The organism is Pseudomonas sp. PME37.24/006, from assembly GCF_055556635.1.
The window spans coordinates 97,548-116,288 of record NZ_JBVHNL010000001.1 but is presented as its reverse complement, the minus strand read 5'-3'; the positions used below and the strand labels follow the sequence as shown (position 1 = coordinate 116,288).

At 60.4% G+C, this 18,741-nt stretch carries 17 protein-coding genes, 2 tRNA genes and 2 pseudogenes; 16 read left to right on the top strand and 5 right to left on the bottom strand.

Translation table 11 applies throughout. The features are described from left to right. The first annotated feature begins 42 nt into the window (after nucleotides 1-42). From ACZ3GY_RS00535 to ACZ3GY_RS00510, 6 genes are all read left to right on the top strand, one after another. Nucleotides 43-2,274: an AsmA family protein gene (locus ACZ3GY_RS00535; RefSeq protein ID WP_465908563.1), complete on the top strand. Its 2,232-nt coding sequence runs from the start codon at nucleotides 43-45 to the stop codon at nucleotides 2,272-2,274. Next, nucleotides 2,271-3,338, top strand: coding sequence for an A/G-specific adenine glycosylase (mutY, locus tag ACZ3GY_RS00530; protein WP_465908562.1), 1,068 nt, complete (start codon nucleotides 2,271-2,273; stop codon nucleotides 3,336-3,338). The genes ACZ3GY_RS00535 and mutY overlap by 4 nt, the downstream gene beginning before the upstream one ends. Then, complete coding sequence (locus tag ACZ3GY_RS00525; protein WP_463563460.1) at nucleotides 3,335-3,607, top strand: oxidative damage protection protein; 273 nt, start codon at nucleotides 3,335-3,337, stop codon at nucleotides 3,605-3,607. The genes mutY and ACZ3GY_RS00525 overlap by 4 nt, the downstream gene beginning before the upstream one ends. A gap of 89 nt (nucleotides 3,608-3,696) precedes the next feature. After that, nucleotides 3,697-3,772: transfer RNA gene (locus ACZ3GY_RS00520), tRNA-Phe, on the top strand. Nucleotides 3,773-4,018: 246 nt separating this feature from the next. Next, the gene (locus ACZ3GY_RS00515) at nucleotides 4,019-4,258 is read left to right on the top strand and encodes a hypothetical protein (protein ID WP_463563459.1); all 240 of its coding nucleotides are present in this window, start codon (nucleotides 4,019-4,021) and stop codon (nucleotides 4,256-4,258) included. A 271-nt stretch (nucleotides 4,259-4,529) separates the two neighbouring features. After that, nucleotides 4,530-4,715, top strand: coding sequence for a hypothetical protein (locus tag ACZ3GY_RS00510; RefSeq protein WP_463563458.1), 186 nt, complete (start codon nucleotides 4,530-4,532; stop codon nucleotides 4,713-4,715). 212 nt (nucleotides 4,716-4,927) lie between these two features. On the opposite strand, the gene ACZ3GY_RS00505 is transcribed toward ACZ3GY_RS00510, so the two are convergent. The 5 genes from ACZ3GY_RS00505 to ACZ3GY_RS00485 are packed head-to-tail and all read right to left on the bottom strand — an operon-like array spanning nucleotide 4,928 to nucleotide 11,432. Then, a complete protein-coding gene (locus ACZ3GY_RS00505) occupies nucleotides 4,928-5,302 on the bottom strand; it encodes a response regulator (RefSeq protein WP_463563457.1) in 375 nt (124 codons plus the stop codon). A gap of 56 nt (nucleotides 5,303-5,358) precedes the next feature. After that, nucleotides 5,359-6,561, bottom strand: coding sequence for a hybrid sensor histidine kinase/response regulator (locus ACZ3GY_RS00500; protein WP_465908561.1), 1,203 nt, complete (start codon nucleotides 6,559-6,561; stop codon nucleotides 5,359-5,361). Next, nucleotides 6,555-7,142 (bottom strand): chemotaxis protein CheB, encoded by a 588-nt coding sequence (locus ACZ3GY_RS00495; protein ID WP_465908560.1) that lies wholly within the window; start codon nucleotides 7,140-7,142, stop codon nucleotides 6,555-6,557. Before ACZ3GY_RS00495 ends, ACZ3GY_RS00500 begins: the two co-directional genes overlap by 7 nt. Beyond that, complete coding sequence (locus ACZ3GY_RS00490; RefSeq protein ID WP_463563454.1) at nucleotides 7,139-7,957, bottom strand: CheR family methyltransferase; 819 nt, start codon at nucleotides 7,955-7,957, stop codon at nucleotides 7,139-7,141. The genes ACZ3GY_RS00495 and ACZ3GY_RS00490 overlap by 4 nt, the downstream gene beginning before the upstream one ends. Nucleotide 7,958: 1 nt before the next feature. Then, nucleotides 7,959-11,432, bottom strand: a complete 3,474-nt coding sequence (locus tag ACZ3GY_RS00485) for a response regulator (protein ID WP_465908558.1) — start codon at nucleotides 11,430-11,432, stop codon at nucleotides 7,959-7,961. A 375-nt stretch (nucleotides 11,433-11,807) separates the two neighbouring features. Between ACZ3GY_RS00485 and ACZ3GY_RS00480 the strand changes: the two genes are divergently transcribed. From ACZ3GY_RS00480 to ACZ3GY_RS00435, 10 genes and pseudogenes are all read left to right on the top strand, one after another. Next, nucleotides 11,808-12,203 carry a response regulator gene (locus tag ACZ3GY_RS00480; protein ID WP_465908557.1) on the top strand — a complete coding sequence of 132 codons (396 nt, stop codon included), beginning with the start codon at nucleotides 11,808-11,810 and terminating at the stop codon, nucleotides 12,201-12,203. A gap of 270 nt (nucleotides 12,204-12,473) precedes the next feature. Further along, nucleotides 12,474-13,247 carry an ABC transporter ATP-binding protein gene (locus ACZ3GY_RS00475; protein ID WP_463563451.1) on the top strand — a complete coding sequence of 258 codons (774 nt, stop codon included), beginning with the start codon at nucleotides 12,474-12,476 and terminating at the stop codon, nucleotides 13,245-13,247. An 18-nt stretch (nucleotides 13,248-13,265) separates the two neighbouring features. Beyond that, a complete protein-coding gene (locus tag ACZ3GY_RS00470) occupies nucleotides 13,266-14,018 on the top strand; it encodes an ABC transporter substrate-binding protein (protein ID WP_463563450.1) in 753 nt (250 codons plus the stop codon). A gap of 46 nt (nucleotides 14,019-14,064) precedes the next feature. Continuing rightward, on the top strand, nucleotides 14,065-14,760 hold the full coding sequence (locus ACZ3GY_RS00465; RefSeq protein WP_465908556.1) for an ABC transporter permease: 696 nt from the start codon (nucleotides 14,065-14,067) through the stop codon (nucleotides 14,758-14,760). Next, nucleotides 14,757-15,446 (top strand): ABC transporter permease, encoded by a 690-nt coding sequence (locus ACZ3GY_RS00460; protein WP_463563448.1) that lies wholly within the window; start codon nucleotides 14,757-14,759, stop codon nucleotides 15,444-15,446. Before ACZ3GY_RS00465 ends, ACZ3GY_RS00460 begins: the two co-directional genes overlap by 4 nt. 33 nt (nucleotides 15,447-15,479) lie before the next feature. Further along, nucleotides 15,480-16,709 carry a methyltransferase gene (locus tag ACZ3GY_RS00455; protein ID WP_465908554.1) on the top strand — a complete coding sequence of 410 codons (1,230 nt, stop codon included), beginning with the start codon at nucleotides 15,480-15,482 and terminating at the stop codon, nucleotides 16,707-16,709. Between the two features lie 290 nt (nucleotides 16,710-16,999). Continuing rightward, nucleotides 17,000-17,075, top strand: a tRNA-Thr gene (locus ACZ3GY_RS00450). A 464-nt stretch (nucleotides 17,076-17,539) separates the two neighbouring features. Then, nucleotides 17,540-17,980 (top strand): GNAT family N-acetyltransferase, encoded by a 441-nt coding sequence (locus ACZ3GY_RS00445; RefSeq protein ID WP_465908553.1) that lies wholly within the window; start codon nucleotides 17,540-17,542, stop codon nucleotides 17,978-17,980. A 33-nt stretch (nucleotides 17,981-18,013) separates the two neighbouring features. After that, nucleotides 18,014-18,433: pseudogene (locus tag ACZ3GY_RS00440) on the top strand (integrase domain-containing protein); the annotation flags it as partial. After that, nucleotides 18,426-18,701 (top strand): annotated as a pseudogene (locus ACZ3GY_RS00435) (hypothetical protein). The pseudogenes ACZ3GY_RS00440 and ACZ3GY_RS00435, both read left to right, overlap by 8 nt. Nucleotides 18,702-18,741 lie beyond the last annotated feature (40 nt).

The following is an 18,741-nucleotide window of genomic DNA, read 5'->3' as shown; positions in this document are numbered from 1 at the left end:
ACTCGCGGCTTCAAATTTCTCGTCACTGCAAAGGACTCGTCCATGAAAGCGCTCGGCAAAATCCTGGGTCTGTTCTTCCTCGGACTGCTGCTGATCATCGTGGCATTGGGCTTTGCCCTGACTCATCTGTTCGATCCCAACGATTACAAGGATGAAATCCGCCAACTGGCGCGGGACAAGGCCAACCTCGAATTGACCCTCAACGGCGATATCGGCTGGAGCCTGTTCCCCTGGCTGGGCCTGGAGCTGACCGACGCCACCCTGGCCAGCGCCAGCACGCCGGACAAACCCTTCGCCAACCTGCGCCTGCTCGGTCTGTCAGTGCGTGTGCTACCGCTGCTGCACAAAGAAGTACAGATGAGCGATATCCGCGTCGACGGCCTCAACCTCGACCTGCAGCGCGACGAAAATGGCCACGGCAACTGGGAAGACGTTGGCCGCCCTGCCGCCAAGCCTGGCGAAACGCCGGCCGAGCAGACCGCAGCCAATGACCCGCAGCAGCCAGAATCCGCACCCGCCCAAGGAAGCAGCGCCCAGCCGATCAAACTGGACATCGACAGCCTGATCGTCAACGGCGCCCGTGTGGACTACCGCGACGCCCAGAAGGGCCAGCAATTCAGCGCCGAAAGTATCCAGCTCACCACCGGCGCGATTCGCGAAGGCGCAGGCGTACCGATCAAACTCAGTGCTTTCTTCGGCAGCAACCAGCCAGTAATGCGCGCACGCACTGAACTGCAAGGCGAGCTGCGCTTCGACCGCGCACTCAAGCGCTACCAGCTCGAAGACGCGCGCCTGTCCGGTGAAGCCTCCGGCGAGCCGTTCAATGGCCAGACCCTCACCTACGCAGCCCAGGGCCAACTGCTGGTCGACCTGGCGGCCCAAGTGGCCGAGTGGAACGGCCTGAAGCTCTCGGCCAACCAACTGCGCGCCCTGGGTGAATTGAAGATTCGCGATCTGCAGAGCGAACCCAAGCTGTCCGGCGGCCTGTCCATAGCCCCGGTCAACCTGCGTGAATTCCTCGCCAGCCTTGGCCAGAAGCTGCCGCCGATGAGCGACGACAAGACCCTGTCGCAGTTCGAACTGGTGACCCAGCTCGGCGGCACGCCAAACAGCCTGTCGCTGGATGAACTGACCCTCAAGCTCGACGAAAGCACCTTTACCGGCAAGATCGCCGTCGCCGATTTCGCCAAGCAGGCGCTGCGCGTGCAACTCAAGGGTGACAAGCTCAACCTCGACCGCTACCTGCCACCGGCGAGCAAGGACAAGAAGGACAGCGATACAGCTCGCAAGGCCGAAGTGCGCGAAACCGTCGCCAACGCAGGCCAGGCCGGCACAACACCAGTGCCCAACGCGCCGACCCAGCAGGCCTGGAGCTCCAGCGAAGTGCTGCCGATCCCGACCCTGCGCAAGCTAGACCTGCAAACCAACCTGACCCTCGAGCAGATGACGCTGCAAAAACAGGCGCTCAGCAATGTCAGCCTGAAAGCGCGCAGCCAGGGCGGCGCCCTGAATCTGGAAGAACTGCGCGGCAACCTCGGCAACGGCAGCTTCACCCTCAAGGCTGATGCCGACGTACGCCCGGCCGTGCCGGTGCTCAGCCTGCATACGCAACTGAACGGCATCCCGGTCGAGCCATTCCTCAAGGACGAACAGCGCCCCTCACCGCTCAAGGGCCTGCTTGACCTGAAAAGCGATCTGACCACCAGCGGTAACAGTCAGAAGGCCTGGATCGACGCGCTCAACGGCACCGCCAGCTTCCTGCTCAAAGACGGCGTACTGGTCGACGCCAACCTCGAACAGCAACTGTGCCGCGGCATCGCCACCCTCAACCGCAAAACCCTGAGCAGCGATCCGCGCAGCAAAGACACGCCATTCGAGCGCCTGCAAGGCAGTCTCAACATCCGTAACGGCGTGGCCAGCAACCCGGATCTGCAAGCGCGCATCCCGGGTCTCAGCGTGACCGGCGAAGGTGACCTCGACCTGCGCGTGCTGGGCCTGGACTACCGCGCAGGCATCACCATCGAAGGCGACCAGCGCGCAATGCCCGACCCCGCCTGCGAGGTCAACAGCCGCTACGTTGGCATCGCCTGGCCGCTGCACTGCCGCGGCCCGCTGGAACTCGGCGCCAAGGCCTGCCGCCTGGATCAGGAAGGCCTGGGCAAGGTCGCCGCCAAACTGGCCGGTGACCGTATCAACGAGAAACTCGAAGAGAAGCTTGGCGACAAGGTCAGCCCTGAACTGAAAGACGCACTCAAGGGCCTGTTCAACCGATGACACCCGAGCAATTCTCCAGCGCGGTACTGCGCTGGTACGACACGCACGGACGCAAGGATCTGCCCTGGCAGCAGGACATCACGCCGTATCGCGTGTGGGTGTCGGAAATCATGTTGCAACAGACCCAGGTCAGTACCGTGCTCGGCTATTTCGACCGGTTCATGAGCGCACTGCCCACCGTGCGTGATCTGGCCGAAGCCCCCGAAGACGAAGTGCTGCACCTGTGGACGGGGCTGGGCTACTACACCCGCGCACGCAACCTGCAGAAGACCGCACAAATCGTCATGCGCGACCACGATGGCGAATTCCCCCGCGACATCGAAGCGCTCATCGAACTGCCCGGCATCGGCCGCTCCACGGCCGGCGCCATCGCCAGCCTGAGCATGGGCCTGCGGGCGCCGATTCTCGATGGCAACGTAAAACGCGTGCTGGCCCGCTACGTGGCCCAGGAAGGCTATCCGGGCGAGCCCAAAGTGGCCAAGCAGCTGTGGGCCGTGGCCGAACGCTTCCTGCCCGAGGAGCGCGTCAACCATTACACCCAGGCGATGATGGATCTGGGCGCCACGCTGTGCACCCGCAGCAAGCCCACTTGCCTGCTCTGCCCGGTGCAGAGCGGCTGCGAGGCGCACCTGCTCGGTCTGGAGATTCGCTACCCGATCGCCAAGCCGCGCAAGGAGTTACCGCAGAAGCGCACCCTAATGCCAATACTCGCCAACCGCGACGGCGCCATCCTGCTCTACCGGCGTCCTTCGACAGGCCTCTGGGGCGGCTTGTGGAGCCTCCCGGAGCTCGAAGACCTCGAGGCCCTGGCAGCACTCGCTGATCAGCACCAGTTGCGCCTCGGTGAACGCCGCCAGCTCGACGGCCTGACCCACACCTTCAGCCACTTCCAGTTGGCCATCGAACCCTGGCTGATCGAAGTCGATGGCATTCCCGGCTACGTGGCCGAGGCCGACTGGCTCTGGTATAACCTCGCCACCCCGCCGCGCCTTGGGCTCGCCGCCCCGGTGAAAAAACTGCTCAAGCGCGCAGCCGAAACACTGAACACAGGAGAAATGGCATGACCCGCACCGTACTGTGCCGCAAGCACAAACAAGAACTGCCCGGCCTGGATCGCGCGCCCTACCCTGGTGCCAAAGGTGAAGACATCTATCAGAACGTCTCCAAGCAAGCCTGGGATGAATGGCAAAAACACCAGACCCTGCTGATCAACGAACGCCGCCTGAACATGATGAACGGCGAAGATCGCAAATTCCTGCAAACCGAGATGGACAAGTTCCTCTCCGGTGAAGACTACGCACAAGCGGAAGGCTACGTCCCCCCCAGCGAATGAGGCTTGAAGACGTAAGCGCCCGGAATATTTAAATATTTTCCAAAAAATGTTTGACAGCAAAAAGCGAAAACCGTCTAATACGCCCCGTTGCCCAGGTAGCTCAGTCGGTAGAGCAGGGGATTGAAAATCCCCGTGTCGGCGGTTCGATTCCGTCCCTGGGCACCACCTTTCGTTTTCAGGTGGTGTCAAAGCCAAACTGAAAGCAAACAAAAAGCCCGCCTCGTGCGGGCTTTTTGTTGTCTGTGGTTGGGACGGCTTCATCTCTGATTTTCGGTTCAGGCGGCCGGGACTGCCGCTGGTAATAGACAGCTGGCTTGCCATTGCCGCCCGTCGAGGGCTTGGCACTTCGCTGCTCGGTGGGTTTCCAGATTTATAGGCGCGGATTTTCTGCGCTGCTACCGGAGACCTGCCATGACAGTTGAAGACAACAATGGGCCCGAAGCTCCCTATCAAGGGCCATCCCGCAAAAATACCGATGCAGGGCAGAGCCATGACTCCGGGCTCGATGATGCCGAGTCAGAGCCGAAGCAAGGCGCTGATGATGCAGAAGCCAAGAAGGAGCGTGTCGACTGGACTCCTCCGCCTGGCAACCCAGGCTCTGATCAGGACGCACTGACGGATCGGGAAGAAGGCAGCGCGAAGACGGAGTGACAGCTGTTCGACAGCCCAAAAAAGCCCGGATAATTCCGGGCTTTTTGCTGCAAAGGGCTTACTTCGGGTCACGAGCCTGGGCGCGAAGCGCTTTGATCTGATCCTGGTTACGCAGCCCCGCTGTCGTATTGCTTTTGGATCACAGCGCATAGGTTCGCCGCGATGAGGGAACTACCGTCCAGCCGACAGCCTGAACACGCCACAGCCCGCCTCCTCCAAACGCATAGACCTCGCACCTTATGTGCCGAGCCCAAACGCAGTGGAGCCAGCCATGCATATCCAAATTGCCCTGAACGCCGCCAACGACCCGAAATCCCCACCGGCCGAACCTCACGAAGAGCCGATCAACGACCCGGGAAATGAAGATCCGGGCTCCATCGTCGATGACCCGGATAGCCCGTTTCAGCCTAAACGCCCGGTAGAAGAGCCCGGAAAACCAAGCCCAGAGAGACGTTGATCGGTCTGCAGCGACGCGCCCTTTGTAGCCTGGGTTGAGCGAAGCGATACCCGGGATTGGGCTCCTGCGACTGAAGCTGGAGCGTTGAGGTCGCTTGGTGGGTTACCGCGCGGAGAGAGGACGGACAGGCCCCGTATTGAAGCGTGCCTAACTCACCCTGCGGGATACGACGCTGCGGCTGGGTGTCAGGGCTATCGAGCGATCAATTGGACTCAATCGAGCAGATGATCGATCTGTGCGCTCAGTGTTTCGAGGGTGAAGGGTTTGCTTAGCAGCGGCGCGGAGTCGAGCAGCGCGCTGCCGGTTTCGCGGACTTCGGCGGGGTGGCCGCTGATGAAGATCACCTTGAGTTCCGGGCGCAGCAACAAGGCCGGTTCGGCGATGCGCACACCAGACACGCCGCCGGGCAGGCGGAAGTCGGTGATCAGCAAATCGAGGTGCGGCTTGGTGGCGAGGATAGCGAAGGCGTCGGTGGCGCAATCGGCTTTCAGCACGCTATAGCCCTCACCCTGCAGGTATTCAGCCAGCAGCATGAGCAGGAGCGCATCGTCTTCAACGATCAGTACGGTTCGTGTGGGTTGCTTCATTGCCCTGCTCCTGGCTATTTTCCCTCCTCCGCTTCGACCTTGCCGGCGCAGTGAGTTCAACCTATATCTGCGCGCTTGGCCTGCGGCAACCACACACTGAATAGCGAGCCCTGCCCCAGACTGCTCTTTACCTCGATACGCCCGCCATGCGCTTTGACGATCTGATCCGAGATGAACAGCCCCAGGCCTAGGCCCGCTACCGACTCGCTACTCACCGCGCGCTCGAACTGCTGGAAGATGCGCTGCTGGTTTTCCATGGAAATACCGATGCCGTGGTCGCGCACCTCGACCAGCACGCCGCCCTCGTCGGAGCGCGCGCGAACCTCAATGGGGCGCCCCGAGCCGTAGCGAAGGGCGTTGCTGAGCAGGTTGCTGATCACCTGCTCGATCCTGAACTGATCCCAACTGCCGCGCAGTAATTCATCGCTGTCGAGCTGCAGGTCGCAGCCTGCCACGGCCATCTGCTGGGCGAAGTTCTCGGCGACGTTGCGCACGGTTTGTGCCAGATCGAACTCCACCGGACGAATCGACAGCTTGCCCGTGCGGATACGCGACACGTCTAACATGTCCTCGATTAGGCGGATCAGGCTGTGAATCTGTCGCTCGTCACGGTCGAACATGGCCTTGAGCTTGTCTTCGCTAAACGCCGTCATGTTGCCCTTGGCCATGTGCATCTTGCGCAGCTGGGTGTCGAGGATCAGGCCATTGAGCGGTGTGCGCAGCTCGTGGGAGACGATGGACATGAAGTCATCACGCATGCGCACCGCGTGCTGCAGCTCACCCTGGGTGGAGCGCAGCTCGGTGAGCAGCGCGTCCTGCTCTTTACGCGAGCGCTCCAGCGCATCGAGTTGCTGCGCCATGACCTTGCGCTGGCGATAGAGATCAACGAACACCGCTACCTTGCTCTGCACCGCCTGGATATCCAACGGTTTGTAGAGGAAGTCGACGGCGCCGCTCTCGTAGCCCTTGAACGCGTAGTTCATTTCACGCCCGGCAGCACTGACGAAGACGATGGGGATGTGTTTGGTCTTTTCCGTGCCACGCATCAGTTCGGCCAGCTCGAAGCCGTTCATGCCGGGCATCTGTACATCGAGAATAGCCAGGGCAAACTCGTGTTCGAGCAACAGCACCAGCGCGTCGTCGGCGCATTGCGCCTGGAACACTTCACGATCATCGCGGCGAATCAGCGCATCCAGTGCCAGCAGATTTTCCGGTAGATCATCGACGATCAGTAGTTTGCATGCGGTGCTACTCAACATGGGCGTGAGTCCAGTTCGGCTAGCAATGCGAGAATGCCCCGCAAAGAAAGAATGTAATCAGGACGATGCAGTGCCAGCGCCGCTTCGGGCATCGTCGGAACCTGCGCCTCCAGTGGATCCTGCACCACGGTCACACCGCCCCGTTGTTTTATTGTGTTCAGGCCAATAGCGCCATCCTGATTGGCGCCGGTCAGCAGTATGCCTATCACGTTAGCGCCATAGGTATCGGCGGCCGACTCGAAGAGATAATCGATCGACGGCCGCGAATAGTGCAGTGGCTCATCGCGGCTGTAGGAAAACCGCCGATCCGATTCAATGCACAGATGGTAACCGGGCGCCGAGAAGTACAGCGTTCCAGACTGCAACAGCTCTTTGTCTTGCGCCTCCTTCACCCGCAGCGCCAGGCGCCGAGCAAATAGATCAGGCAACAGGCTTTCACGGTTGTCGGGCAGGTGTAGCACCACCACCAGCGGCAATCCGTAGTCGGCAGGCAGCTCCTCGAACAGCGTCAACAGCGCCTCGACACCACCTGCCGAGGCACCGACGACCACCGCTTCCAGTTCACGCAGATTCGCGCTCATAGCTTGCGAAACACCCGTTCTTGCTTATTCAACGCCTCGAAGCGCCCGGCATACGCCGAGAAGTCCAGGCTCTCCTTACTGCCCAGGCCGAGAAATCCACGGTGGCCGAGAGACTCGTGGAACAACCCGAAAGCGCGATCCTGCAGAGCCTTATTAAAGTAGATCAGCACATTGCGACAGGAGATGAGCTGAGTCTCCGAGAACACGCTGTCAGTGGCCAGGCTATGGTCGGCGAACGTTACATTGGCACACAGAAAACGCTCGAACAGCGCGCCGTCGTAGGCCGCCGTGTAGTAATCGGAGAGCGAGCCCTTGCCGCCAGAGCGCTGATAGTTCTCGCTGTAGAGGCGCATGTTGTCGATGGGGAAGATGCCCTTCTTGGCCTTGTCCAGCGAGTACGGATTGATGTCCGTGGCATAGATGATCGAGCGCTCCAGCAGCCCTTCCTCGTGCAACAGAATGGCCAGGGAATACACCTCCTCGCCGGTGCTGCAACCCGCCACCCACAGCTTGAGCGACGGATAGGTGCGCAAGAACGGCACCACCTCCTGGCGCAGGGCCAGATAGTAGGTGGGGTCGCGAAACATCTCGCTGACCGGGATGGTGAGAAACTGCAGCAGTTGCATGAAGGCCGCAGGGTCATGAATGATCCGCGCCTGCAAGGCAGAGATGCTTGAGCAGTCGAACTGGCGCATGGCGTGCACCATACGGCGCTTGAGCGACGAGCCGGAGTAGTCGCGAAAGTCGTAGCTGTACTGCAGGTAGATCGCCTCGATCAGCAGACGCAGCTCGATATCCTGCGTACGGTCGGACATGTCAGATGCGCTCCAGCTTCGGCAGCCACACGCGGATCAGCGAGAACAGGCGATCCAGATCGATCGGCTTGGCCAGGTAATCATTGGCGCCAGCCTTCATGCACAGATCCTGATCATCCTTCATCGCTTTGGCGGTCACCGAGATGATCGGCAGTTTGCGCCAGCGCGGATTCTCGCGGATACGCCGAGTGGCTTCGTAGCCGTCCATCACCGGCATCATCACATCCATCAGCACCAGATCGATATCGCCCACCGCATCCAGCTTTTCAATGGCCTCAAGACCATTGCGCGCCACCTCGACCTGAGCGCCCTTTTGCTCGAGAGCGCTGGTGAGGGCGAAGATATTACGCACGTCATCATCGACCAACAGGATGCGTCGGCCCTCGAACACCTTGTCGCGGCTACGCGCGGTCTTGAGCATGCTCTGCCGCTCGCTGGACAGCTCCGACTCGACCATGTGCAGGAACAGGGTGACTTCATCGAGCAACCGTTCTGGGGAGCGCGCGCCCTTGATGATGATCGAGCGCGAGTACTTGAGCAGCTCGGCTTCCTCGGCGCGAGTCAGGTTGCGCCCGGTGTAAACGATCACCGGCGGGTAGGAGCGGATGTTCTCGCTGCCCATGCGCGCCAGTAGTTCGTCACCCTGCATATCCGGCAATTTGAGGTCGATGATCATGCAATCGAAGATGTGATGGCGCAGTTGTTCCAGCGCCTGCTCACCGAACTCGACAGCGACAATCTCGATGTCGTCATCGCCGATCAACCGGGCGATGCTGTCGCGTTGCAGTTTATCGTCCTCGACCACCAGCACACGCTTCATCTTCTGCGTCAGGCGTGCTTCCAGCTTGCTGAATACGCCCTTGAGTTGGTCGCGCGTTGCAGGCTTCTGCGCATACCCCACAGCGCCCATATGCAGCGCCGCCTCGGCCATATCTTCAACGGAAATAACGTGCACCGGAATGTGCCGGGTGCCTGGGTTTTCCTTGAGCCGCTGCAACACCGACAAACCGGAGCTGTCCGGCAGGCGCATGTCCAGCAGGATGGCGTCAGGGTGATGGGTAGTGGCCAGGTTCAAACCGTCTTCGGCGCAATGGGCAACCAGACAGCGGTAATCCAGCTCATGGGCCAAGTCGTAGAGGATATGGGCGAACTGCGGTTCATCCTCGATCACCAACACGCAACGGCCGCCAAGTACCGACATGCCGCGGTCGTCTGGGAACGTCGGGATAGTGTTTTCCACCACTACGTCCTTTACCGGCTCGGCCGGTCGCTGCACGAAACTACGGGCGACAGCGGCAGGCTCGGCTGGCAGCAGCTCAGCATCGCCTTCCTGCGGTGAATAACTCTGTGGCAGCACCAGGGTGAAGACACTGCCCTCATTCGGCACGCTGGTAACACTGATCGAACCGCCCAGCAGCACGGCCAGATCGCGGGAGATCGACAGCCCCAGACCGGTACCGCCAAAGCGTCGGTTGGTGGTGCCATCGGCCTGGCGGAAGGCCTCGAAAATGTACTCTTGCTGATCACCACGAATGCCGATCCCGCTGTCGCGCACGGCGAACGACACGCCATCATCGACACGGCTGACGCTCAGGCTGACCGCGCCCTGCTCGGTGAACTTGATGGCATTGGAAAGCAGGTTCTTGAGAATTTGCTCGACGCGCAGGCGATCCGTGTACAGCGAGCGCGGCACGTCGTCGTCGACCTGCACGCTGAAGGCCAGTTGCTTCTCCCCAGCCAACGGCTGGAAGGTGCTCTCCAGGCTTTGCGCGAGGCGCACCACGTTGGCGTTTTCGGGGCGTAGGTCGAGCTTGCCGGCCTCGACCTTGGAGATGTCGAGGATGTCGTTGATCAGGTTGAGCAGGTCGTTACCCGCGGAGTAGATCGAGTCGGCGAACTTGACCTGTTCGGCGTCGAGATTGCCCTTGGGGTTGTCGGACAGCAGCTTGGCAAGGATCAGCGAACTGTTCAGCGGCGTGCGCAGCTCGTGGGACATGTTGGCGAGGAATTCAGACTTGTAGCGGCTGGCGCGCTGCAACTCTTCGGCGCGCTCTTCCAGCTGGGCCTGGGCAACGCGCAGAGCGCTGTTGCGGTCATCCAGCGCGTCGCGCTGCGAGGACAACTGCTCGTTGGTCTGTTCCAGCTCCGCTTGCTGGGTTTCCAGGTGCGCCTGGGACTCCTTGAGCGCCCGCGACTGCTCTTCCAGCTCCTCGTTGGCGGTCTTCAGTTCTTCCTGCTGTACCTGCAGCTCTTCGTTGAGCTGCTGGGTTTCGGCGAGGATTTCCTGCAGGCGATGACGATAACGGGCAGCTTCGACCGAAGCGCCGATGCTGGAGGCGATCTGCTTGAGGAACTCGCTGTCGCGCTCGCTCAGCGGGCGCAGGAAGCCCAGCTCAATCACGCCGTTGACTTCACCATCGTTGTCGATGGGCAGCAGCGCCACAGTCAGTGGCTCGCCATGGCCCAGCCCCGAACTGACCTTGAGGTAGTCGGCGGGCAACTGATCGAGGGTCAACAGGCGACGGCTCTGGGCCACTTGGCCAACCAGGCCTTCGGCGTTGTAGAACGACTGCTCGGTATTTTCCTGCTCGCGGGAAAACCCGTAGGACGCAACGCGGCGCAGACCACCGTGCTCCTCGCGCACATAAAGCGCGCCCACCACCGCCCCGAGGTGGCTGGCCAGGAATTCCAGCATGTTGCGCCCCAGCACCGGCAATGCCAGTTGACCGATCAGCCGATCAGCCATTTCGGTCTGCCCATTGCGCAACCAGGCCTGCGCCTGCAGGCGCTCGTTGTGCTCATCCTGCTTCTTGAGGATGGCGCCATAGGTGTTGGTCAGGCTAAGCAGCTCGCGGCGTCCGAACAGCGCCAGCGAGCCGCTGAACAACAAGGTAAAAAGCAGAAACAGACCGATGGTGACGGTCGCCGTGCTGCTCGCCGCGTCGTTGCGTTCTTTGCGCAGACGTTGCTCATGAGCGACGAAATCCGCGTACTCGCCGCGAATGGCGTCGGTCAGTTGCTTGCCACGACCATCGCGCACCGGGTCGATGAAATTGCCGCCTTCGCGCTTGGCAGTGATCGCAGCTTGCGCGAAGGTATTCCACTCATCCTGCAACGCGGTGATGGTGCGCAAACGATCGACCTGCACCGAGTTGTCCGCGACCAGCTCGAAGAGAATCTCCATCTCCGCCTTGATCCGCGGCTTGGCAACCTCGAACGGCTGCAGGAAGCGCACATCGCCGGAGAGCAAATAACCGCGAAACCCGGTTTCCTGATCGATCGACAGCTTCAGGCCTTCATTGGCGTTATTGAGCACCCGGTCGGTGTGCTGCACCCAGCCGAGCACATTGAGCAGGTAGCCGATCAGCACCACGAAGAAGATCGCGCTGACCACTCCCACGCCAAGCGGCAAGGCGACATTGCGCCTGAGAATGCGCTTGAAGCTGCTCTCATCGATAGAAGAGGTGTTGGTCATCGGAAATCCCTGGCCATGATTGAAAAATGCATGGAACTGCACGGTTATTCGGTAAACGGCGCGATGTTAATGCGCTAGCTGAACTTTATCCAACAGTCAGCGCTCGGTGGCACCGCGCGATTCGATAGTGCAACCTGATTCAGGGTTCGACTTATTTTTCAGCTGACACGAGATACAGCCCCACCACTCACCACGGCCCTGCTGTACCTACGGTAATTTCAGCCCGACGGCACTCTCTCGGTGCAGATCAGGCACCTGATTCGTGCCATGCTAGGCGGCCTGCCGTTCCCCGCGGCGTAGAAATGCGATCGAACACCGGGCCAGTTGCTCCGCACCTCGATACGCTGTTTCACCACCCTTTATCGAGGTAACGCCGTGTCAGACCTAGCTCCCAACGCATCGCCTACCGGCCAGCGCATCCTGCTGGTGGAAGACTCCGATGTGGTGCGCATGCTCACCGTGGAGGTGCTCGAAGAACTCGACTACCAGGTGAGCGAGGCCGCAGAGGCGCAGCGGGCGCTGGAGATACTGCGTAGCGATGAGCCCATCGACCTGCTGATGACCGACATCGGCCTGCCCGGCATGAACGGCCAGGAACTGGCCGTCGCGGCACGCCAGCTGCGCCCGAACCTGAAAGTGCTGTTCGCCAGCGGCTATGCAGAAAGCGTCGAGATCGACAAGAGCGAGCCGGCCACCCGCACCGACATCATTGGCAAACCTTTTTCTCTCGATGCCCTGCGTGACAAGGTTCAGGGCATGCTCGGCAACTGACAGCCCTGGCTCCAGATCGGCCAAACAAGCTATTGGCACTGGAATTGCGAGGCGGATGTGAGTAGGGTTCGCGTCTTTTTAAAATGCAGTCTGCGCTATCCCTGTTTTGCGGCGGGGCGACAAGCAACTGCGATGATGCGACACCCCCGTAACCGTAGCGGCAGCGGGCCAGCAGCACCCTTGGCGCCCCCTGGTGCCTATGCTAGGTTTGCAGCCCACAGCCCTGCCATACACGGATCTTATCCGCACAAGAATTAAGAGGACTGCTCGATGGCTGAGGCACCGCCTGCGCTGGAAATCCGCAATCTGCACAAACGCTATGGCGACCTCGACGTGCTCAAGGGCATTTCCCTGACGGCCCGCGACGGTGACGTGATTTCCATCCTCGGCTCGTCCGGCTCGGGCAAGTCGACCTTTCTGCGCTGCATCAACCTGCTGGAAAATCCCCATCAGGGCCAGATCATCGTGGCCGGCGAAGAACTCAAGCTGAAGAGCCAGAAGAATGGCGAACTGGTCGCCGCGGACAGCCGGCAGATCAATCGCCTGCGCAGCGAAATCGGCTTCGTGTTCCAGAACTTCAACCTGTGGCCGCACATGACCGTGCTGGACAACATCATCGAAGCGCCACGGCGCGTGCTCGGCAAGAGCAAGGCCGAAGCCACCGAAATCGCCGAAGCGCTACTGGCCAAGGTCGGCATCGCCGACAAACGCCACGCCTACCCCAATCAACTTTCCGGCGGCCAGCAGCAACGCGCGGCCATCGCTCGCACCCTGGCCATGCAGCCGAAGGTGATCCTGTTCGACGAACCGACTTCGGCACTCGACCCAGAAATGGTACAAGAAGTGCTTAATGTGATCCGCGCGCTCGCCGACGAAGGTCGCACCATGCTGTTGGTGACCCACGAGATGAACTTCGCCCGCCAGGTTTCCAGTGAAGTGGTTTTCCTGCATCAGGGTTTGGTGGAGGAACAGGGGTCGCCGCAACAGGTGTTCGACAACCCCGTATCGGCGCGCTGCAAACAATTCATGTCCAGCAATCGTTAAAACACGGAGCAATCACGCATGCATAGCTATAAAAAGATTCTGCTGGCAGCTGCCGCCACTCTGGCTTTCGGCACCAGTGCCGTCGCTGCCGACAAACTGAAGATCGGTACCGAAGGCGCCTACCCGCCCTTCAACCTCATCGACGCCAGCGGCCAGGTCGGCGGCTTCGACGTGGAAATCGCCCAGGCCCTTTGCGCCAAGATGAAGGCCGAGTGCGAAGTGGTCACCTCCGACTGGGACGGCATCATCCCGGCCCTGAACGCCAAGAAGTTCGACTTCCTGGTCGCGTCCATGTCGATCACCGAAGAGCGCCAGCAAGCAGTCGATTTCACCGACCCGTACTACACCAACAAACTGCAGTTCATCGCCCCGAAGAGCAGCGACTTCAAGAGCGATAAAGCCAGCCTGAAAGGCAAGGTGATCGGTGCCCAGCGCGCGACCATCGCCGGTACCTGGCTGGAAGACAACCTGGACGGTGTGGTCGACATCAAACTCTACGACACCCAGGAAAACGCCTACCTCGACCTGGCTTCCGGCCGCGTTGACGGCGTGTTGGCTGACACCTTCGTCAACTGGGAATGGCTGAAAAGCGATGCCGGCAAAAGCTTCGAATTCAAGGGTGACCCAGTATTCGACAATGACAAGATCGGCATCGCAGTACGTAAGGGCGATGCCCTGCGCGAGCGCCTGAACAAAGCACTGGCGGAAGTCGTTGCCGACGGCACCTACAAGAAGATCAACGACAAGTACTTCCCCTTCAGCATCTACTAAGCAGCCTGCCCGCGTCGCCAGTGGCGGCGCGGGCGCTTGAGTTTCCATGAATTTCGACCTTTCCGGATTCGGCCCGGCCCTGGCAGCCGGCACCCTGATGACCGTCCAGCTCGCGCTCAGCGCACTGTGCCTCGGTCTGGTGCTCGGCCTGCTCGGCGCCCTAGCCAAGACTTCTCCGTACAAGCCCCTGCAATGGCTTGGCGGCACTTACTCGACCATCGTGCGCGGCGTTCCCGAACTGCTGTGGGTGATGCTCATCTATTTCAGCACGGTGAACGTGCTCCGCGAACTGGGTGAAGCCCTCGGCGTCGGCAGTCTGGAACTGAGCCCGTTCGCCGCCGGCGTGATCGCGCTTGGTCTGTGCTTCGGCGCCTATTCCACCGAAGTGTTCCGCGGCGCTTTGCTGGCAATCCCCAAAGGGCATCGCGAAGCGGGCCTAGCTCTGGGGCTGTCCAAAACCCGCATCCTCTGGCGCGTGACAATGCCGCAAATGTGGCGTGTCGCCATGCCAGGGCTGGGTAACCTGTTCATGATCCTGATGAAGGACACCGCGCTGGTGTCGGTCATCGGCCTGACGGAAATCATGCGCCAGTCGCAGATCGCCGTAACCTCCACCAAGCAAGCCATGACCTTCTACCTGGTCGCTGCCATCATCTACCTGAGCCTGACCATTATTTCCATGATCGGCCTGCACTTTCTCGAGAAGAGAGTTTCGCGCGGCTTCGTAAGGAGCACGCAATGAACTGGGAACTGATCCTCAAACATCTGCCGAAAATGGCCGAAGGTGCGCTGCTCACCCTCGAACTGCTCGCCGTTGCGGTAGTTGCCGGCCTGATCCTGGCATTGCCCATGGGCATCGCCCGTGCTTCGCGCCTCTGGTACGTGCGCGCCGTGCCCTACGGCTACATCTTCTTTTTCCGCGGCACGCCGATGTTGGTGCAACTGTTCCTGGTCTACTATGGCCTGGCGCAGTTCGAGGCTGTGCGCCAGGGCCCGCTCTGGCCTTACCTGCGCGATCCATATTGGTGCGCAGTGATCACAATGACCTTGCACACCACTGCTTATATCGCCGAGATCCTGCGCGGTGCGATCCAGGCCGTACCACCGGGCGAGATCGAAGCGGCACGGGCGCTAGGCATGTCGCGCGCGCAGTCGATGCTGCACATCATCCTGCCGCGCGCCGCACGCATCGGCCTGCCGGCTTACAGCAACGAAGTGATCCTGATGCTCAAGGCCAGCGCACTGGCCAGTACCGTGACCCTGCTGGATTTGACCGGCATGGCGCGCACCCTGAACGCGCGCACCTATGTGAACATGGAGTTCTTCTTCACCGCCGCCGTGTTCTATCTGGTCATCACCTTCGTGCTGATCAACGCCTTCAAACTGCTGGAACGCTGGCTGCGCGTCGACGCCTGCCAGGGCCGCTGAAGTGTCGGGGCTAACGCCCCGGCGCTCTTCGCCATGACCCTACCCCAATCTCTCCAGCCGCTCAGTGGCGATGCCCTGCTCCAGCGCTTTCAGGCGCTGGATGCGTTTCTTTGCGCCCATCAAGCGTTATGGAAACCGCGTCCCTTTACCTATCAAGTACTGCCCTGGGAAAGCCAACACCCTGAGCTGGCGAAATGGCTGCGCAGCCGCACACTGGAACAAGCCGAAGCCGCCCACAATCAGCCAACAGCGCTGCAGACCGCCCCCGCGCCTTTTCCTGAGCTAGCTGCCCAGGCGGCATCGCTGAATGAAATTGGCGACCTGCCCCTGCGCGCGCCTCACGAATTGCCGTCACGCTTCTCGGTGGATGTACCAGGCCGCAAGTGGCAGCAGATACGCGCCTTCAGCGACAGCCTGCAATTCAATCGCCCGCCGCAGCATTGGTTGGATTGGTGCGCGGGCAAAGGCCACCTGGGCCGCGTACTCGCCCATGACGGCCAGGCGTTGACCTGCCTGGAGTACGATCCCGCCCTGGTCGCCAGCGGCAGCGACCTCAGCCAACGCCTGGGGATAACTGCACAGCACATCGAACAGGATGTGCTCACCAGCACCGCCAGCGAACGAGTCCTCGCCGCACACAGCCCAGTCGCCCTGCACGCCTGCGGCGACCTGCATGTACGCCTGATGCACCTGGCCAGCGCAGCGGGATGCCGACAAATGGCCATCGCCCCTTGCTGCTACAACCGTACTGCCGCGAGCAGCTACCAGGCGTTATCCACAGCGGCCCAGAATTCGACTCTCGACCTGTCGCTGGACGACCTGGCCCTGCCCATGAGCGAAACGGTCACTGCCGGCAACCGTGTGCGCCAACAACGCGATCAGTCCATGGCCTGGCGTCTGGCCTTCGACCTGCTGCAACGCGAATTGCGCGGCGTGGACGACTATCTACCCACCCCATCACTGCCGCCCGCCTGGCTGAAGAAAAGCTTCGCCGCTTACTGCCGCGACCTGGCCGAACTGAAGGGGCTGCCGCCGCCTGAAGAGCGCGATTGGCAGGCTCTCGAAGCAGCCGGCTGGCAGCGCCTGGCCGAAGTGCGCAATCTGGAATTGCTGCGCGGCCTGTTCCGCCGCCCACTGGAACTCTGGCTAGTACTCGACCGTGCGCTGTATCTGCAGGAACAGGGCTATGCCGTACGCCTCGGCCAGTTTTGCCCCGCTCACCTCACACCCCGCAACCTCCTGCTGCTCGCCGAACGCGCCTGAGTTGCGCACACAATCTGTGGATAACTCTGTTCACAAATTCTGAGCAACAGCCGCCAAGCCACCTTCTACAAGCCTTAATCAAAGCTGATCATTTTTTGACCAGAAGAAAAATCTATATAAAACAATCTCTTGTAAAATAGGTTTAACGCTGCGTGGGAGATAGCCAAAACGATCTACCCGCCCTGCATTTGTGCATAAGCCGCGCCAGGGCGCCAAAAAAAGAGCAGCAAAAACCTGCCGCAAGCGTCTTTACTCGTGCAAACGAATGGATATAATGGCGACCCTCAAATGCCGGTATAGCTCAGCTGGTAGAGCAACTGACTTGTAATCAGTAGGTCCCGGGTTCGACTCCTGGTGCCGGCACCATACAAAACAAGGCCTCGCAGAAATGCGGGGCCTTGTCGTTTGTGGGCACTGCCCACGCTGCATTGCGCAGCGCTGCAGTTTTCACAAATCCTCCAGCCAGAGCCGTTCGCGCAGCCATTGAGCACAATCGCCTCGTCCGTTGCCTCTTGATCCTTGATCAGATAAATCCAAGCCCCTGTGTCGCAGTCGTGGCTCTTCCCGCTCCGAGCGGTGACGGCAACGATATGTACCGGATTCAAGCCAGCGGGTTGAGGTGCACCACCTCAGCCAGATGTCCCAGGCTGAAATGGGCGGGGGGACATCCCCTATTGCTGCCGCCATGGGCCTGACTCCTATCACCCCACCAGGGCACACGTCGATCCACACCGCTGATCGCAACGCCGAACCAGGGACGACTAAGCGAGCACGCATCGTGCTGGCATGTGAGAATCCCGTACCCGAACGGATGGAACCGAGGATGCAGCATGAAAAAAACAATCAGGGCCGTTGAGCTGTCCGATATCGGCGCGATCTTTAAGATTCGAACTAGCGTCCAGGAAAACCACCTGTCCCACGCCCAATTAACGGAAATAGGCATTACCCCTGAATCAATTGGGCAGGCGATATCAGAATCGCCGTGCGCCTGGATTGCGGAGGTCGATGGTGCCCCAGTGGGTTTCTCAATGGCCGATGCTGACGACGGCTGCGTATTTGCCGCCCTCGTACTGCCTGCCTTCGAAGGGCTCGGTCTGGGGCGTGCACTGATGGAAAAAGCAGAGTCCTTCCTCTTCCAGACTCACCAAACGATATGGCTCGAAACCGCCGAGAAAAGCCGCGCAAGCGGGTTCTATCGCAACCTTGGCTGGCAGCCAGTGGAAGTGTTGCCGGAGGGTGACATTCGTTTCGAAAAGCACCTCAGCCAATAGATCCACACGATCATCACCCACAAAAAACCCGGTCTCGGCAAGATCAACATTCAGGACGGCACAAAAGGCGGCAGTGCCGGTGCCTCAGCGCCACGCTGGATTGCAGTGGATCAGCACGTTCGCGATTAGCTTGGATTTGCGGTGCAGCTTTCGCTATCGGACAGCCGAAACCTTATCCCCGGCGAAAGCTACATGAGTGTGCTGCAACACGTAGTACGCCCAGCGCGGGATGTCCTGCACACACATGACCTCAAAGGCTTTCATGAACTGCGAGCGGCTTACGCATGTGATCGCTACGAACAGATCACCCAGCACCGAGCACCTATCAATGGCGGTCGCTGCTACGATATAGATAGGCCCGTTGATCGTGATGTCCGAACGCAAATCAGCTATGAGCTGGGGCACGGTCGGATTGATGTGGTCGCGGCCTATATCGGCGGCCGGCATGAGTAAGCCCTTCGATATGGAACTGTACCTGACTGGCGTGCTGACCGGTTAACACCCAACCCGGAAACGCCACTTGCGCCAGGCGAAAATCATTCAGGCTGAAATCGTAGCACGCTGGCAGCGAGAGACACCTTGGGCCTGGCAAAGAAAGCATCTGGCTTGGTTTCTGGAACACCGCCTGAACCAACGGAGTGAAGCGATGCGGTATTACTACCTGCTGACGGTCCGATTGCTCGCTAAGCGTCTACAGAGGTCATGGGTTTTCAATCTCTGAAGGGAATCTGATCATGACCGAAATCCATAGCAACTCAGAG